The sequence below is a fragment of the Intrasporangium chromatireducens Q5-1 genome (assembly GCF_000576575.1).
GTDB classification, from domain to species: Bacteria; Actinomycetota; Actinomycetes; order Actinomycetales; family Dermatophilaceae; genus Intrasporangium_A; species Intrasporangium_A chromatireducens.
Window position 1 is genome coordinate 1 of the sequence record NZ_AWQS01000344.1, and the last position, 3,092, is coordinate 3,092.

General features: G+C 72.6%; 4 protein-coding genes. 1 reads left to right on the plus strand and 3 read right to left on the minus strand.

The window, feature by feature from the left end; all coding sequences use genetic code 11:
* Positions 1–9 precede the first annotated feature (9 nt).
* Both N864_RS20685 and N864_RS20690 read right to left on the minus strand, forming a co-directional pair.
* The gene (locus N864_RS20685; RefSeq protein ID WP_051518879.1) at positions 10–789 is read right to left on the minus strand and encodes an ABC transporter permease; all 780 of its coding nucleotides are present in this window, start codon (positions 787–789) and stop codon (positions 10–12) included.
* Entirely contained in the window at positions 786–1,742 is a 957-nt protein-coding gene (locus N864_RS20690) for an ABC transporter ATP-binding protein (protein ID WP_051518880.1), read from the minus strand. Before N864_RS20690 ends, N864_RS20685 begins: the two co-directional genes overlap by 4 nt.
* 118 nt (positions 1,743–1,860) lie before the next feature.
* Between N864_RS20690 and N864_RS20695 the strand changes: the two genes are divergently transcribed.
* Entirely contained in the window at positions 1,861–2,442 is a 582-nt protein-coding gene (locus N864_RS20695) for a carboxymuconolactone decarboxylase family protein (protein ID WP_051518881.1), read from the plus strand.
* Positions 2,443–2,505: 63 nt separating this feature from the next.
* Here the strand turns inward: N864_RS20695 and N864_RS20700 are convergent, their stop codons facing one another.
* On the minus strand, positions 2,506–3,021 hold the full coding sequence (locus tag N864_RS20700; RefSeq protein ID WP_034721834.1) for a GNAT family N-acetyltransferase: 516 nt from the start codon (positions 3,019–3,021) through the stop codon (positions 2,506–2,508).
* Positions 3,022–3,092: the final 71 nt, after the last annotated feature.

Consider the following 3,092-nt stretch of genomic DNA (forward strand, 5'->3'; position numbering starts at 1 on the left):
TCGACGGGGCTACTCCCACCGGAAGAACCGGACCGCGGCCCCACCGAAGACGACCGTCCAGCCGGCGAGGACGAGCAGGCTCGTGGGGGCAGGGAGGGTGCCGAGCATGGCGTCCCGCATCGCGGTGCTGGCAGCCCCGATCGGGGTGTAGTCGCCGGCCGCTCGCAAGGCATCCGGCAGGATCTCCCGCGGGACCCACACGCCCCCGAGGAACAGCAGCGGCTGGAACAGCGCCTGCCCCAGCCCGAGGACGACCCCGGCGGTGCGCGCGACCGCCGTCACGAACAGCCCGACGGCGAACATGGCGGTGATGAGCAGCACTGCCACGAGGGCGAAGCCGGCGGGCTGGGCAGGGGGCCGCACCCCGAAGAAGGCGATGCTGCCGAGCGTCAGCACCCCGACGGCGAGCAGGGCCAGCACGGCATTGACGGCGAGCTGGGCGCCGAGCAGCCAGGACGGCGGCGCGGGCGTCGTGGAGACGCGCCGGAGCCAGCGGCTCTCGCGGTCGGCCACGAAGGGCGTCGGCAGGCAGAACAGCGAGATCGTGCTGATCGACAGGCAGATCCACACCGGCAGGTAGTAGCCGAACAGCGTGAACCGCGTGTCGCCGAAGGCCGGACCCGCGAAGGCGGGCACGATGCCGGACACCGCCAGCAGGAAGACCGGCAGGCCGAGTCCGAGCAGGGGCAGGAGCGGGTCGCGCCAGGTGAGCTTGCCCTGCAGTGCCACGAGCCGGACGAAGGACCGGGCGGGGGGCCGGTAGCGCTCGGCAGCCGAAATGCCCGTCATCGCCGGCCCACCTCGGCGAGGGGCGCGGCGGCCGTGGGGGGCCCGGTCAGGCGCACGAAGGCGTCCTCGAGCGTGGCACTGTGCACCTGCACCTGGTGGGTCTGGACGCCCACGTGCGCCAGAGCGTTCAGCACCAAGGGCACGAGGTCGCCCGTGCCGGTGACCTGCACCCGCTCGCCGAGGCGCACGACCTCGCTCACGTCCGGGAGGCGGGTGAGCACCTCGAGGGAGAACGGTACCGAGGGCAGGAAGCTCAGGTGCGTGCCGCCGCCCGCGCTCTCGGCGAGCGCTGCCGGGGTGTCCAGGGCGGTGACACGGCCATGGTCGACGAGCATCACCCGGTTGCAGAGCCGCTCCGCCTCGTCCATGAAGTGCGTGACGAGCAGCACGGTCACCCCCCGGTCCCGCACGTGCTCGATCAGCTCCCAGGTGTCTCTCCGGGCCTGCGGGTCAAGTCCGGTCGTGAGCTCGTCGAGGACGGCGATGGTCGGGTTGCCGACGAGCGCGAGCCCGACCGACAGCCGTTGCTTCAGGCCGCCCGAGAGCCGCTTGAAGTACTCGTGACGCTTCGCGGACAGGCCGAGCAGCACCATGAGCTCATCGGCGCTGGCTGGGTGCCGGTAGAACGACGCGAAGAGCTCCAGGGCCTCGGCCACCCGGATCTTCGGCGGCATCGCCCCCTCCTGCAGTTGCACCCCGACGTGCTCGTGCAGCGCCGCCCGGTCGCGCTGCGGATCGAGCCCGAGCACCCGGACGGTGCCGCCGTCCGGCTCACGCAACCCGGCGATGCATTCGACGGCCGTGGTCTTGCCCGCGCCGTTCGGGCCGATGATGCCGAAGATCTCACCCTCCTCGACGGAGAAGGACACCTCGTCGACGGCCGGCGCCGGCCCGTAGGCCTTGCGCAGGCGGTCGACCACAATGACCTGCCGTCGTCCCGATGAGCGGACCATGACGGTCCTCCATCCCTGCGTGCGGTGGCCTGACGGAAACCCGACCCCCAACGTGTCTCACGCACTCGGCTCGCCAAGTAGGGCCGAAGGTCCCACCGGCCTCCGCCAGACTGGGACCGTGACCGGAGACCCGACTGCCCGACAGCGGCAGCCCAGGCTGCGCCCCGAGGACCTCGACCCCGCCCAGCTCACCCTCTATCGGTCCATCACCACGGGCTCACGCCGGGACGGCCCGTTCCCCCTCACCGACGCGGACGGCGTGCTGCAGGGCCCGTTCGGTGGTTTCCTGCTCGCGCCGGCGGTGGGCGACGCCCTCCAGCAACTCGGCGCTGCGATCCGCTACCGCACCAGCCTCACCCCGCGGATGCGCGAGCTGGCCATCCTCGCCGTCGCGGCGCACCACCACTCCGCGTTCGAGCGGTACGCCCACGAGGCCGTCGGTCGCACGGTGGGCCTCACCGAGGAGGAGCTCGAGGCGATCCGGGACGGCCGGCCGGTGCCGCTCGACGACGAGCCTGAGGCCGCCGTCGTCGCCCTGACGCGGTCCCTGCTCGCCGGCGATGTCGACGAGGCCCAGTGGGAGCGCTGGCAGCCCGTGGTCGGCGTCTCGGTCGTCTTCGAGCTCGTCGCCCTCGTCGGCTACTACTCCACCCTCGCCCTCCAGCTGCGGGTGCTGCGCACCGACCGCACCCCCCGCTGAGCAACCTCACGACCTGCGCGTGCCGGCCAGCCGCGCCGCCCGACGCCCCCACGCGCCGTCGGCTCAGGTGCCCCGGGGTAGTCCGGCCTGCAGGATGTTCACGTCGATCCAGCGACCGTGCTTGTAGCCGACCTCCCGGAGCCGCCCGACGAACCGGAACCCGGCGGCACGGTGCACCCGGATCGAGGCCTCGTTCCCGCTCTCGGTGACCATCGCGACCACCTCGTGGGCCCCGTTCCGCGCAGCGGCGACGAGCAGCTGGTCGAGGAGCCGCCGCCCGTGGCCGCCGCCGCGCACGTCCGGCGCCAGGTAGATCGAGCTCTCCACCGTGTGCCGGTACGCCGGCCGGGTCCGCCAGGGGGCGACGTAGCCGTAGCCGACGACCCGCTCGCCCAGCATGCCGACGAGGAACGGCCAGCCCATCGCCCGCAGCTCCGCCAGCCGGTCCCGCCACGCGTCGATGCCCGGCACCTCGAGGTCGAAGGTGGCGACGCTGTGCTCGACGTAGTGGGCGTAGATCTCGGCCACCGAATCGAGGTCGCCGAGGGCCGCGTCGCGGACCACGAACTCATCAGGCATGCCTCATCCTCCTGCCCGCACCGAGCCACAACGAAGGAGGGGTATGCCGCTGAGCCGGCTCAGCGGCATAC

Bases quoted from the DNA above. Each gene is read 5' to 3' on its own strand.
- N864_RS20685 (WP_051518879.1), bottom strand. From the start codon at position 789: ATGACGGGCATTTCGGCTGCCGAGCGCTACCGGCCCCCCGCCCGGTCC.
- N864_RS20690 (WP_051518880.1), bottom strand. From the start codon at position 1,742: ATGGTCCGCTCATCGGGACGACGGCAGGTCATTGTGGTCGACCGCCTG.
- N864_RS20700 (WP_034721834.1), bottom strand. From the start codon at position 3,021: ATGCCTGATGAGTTCGTGGTCCGCGACGCGGCCCTCGGCGACCTCGAT.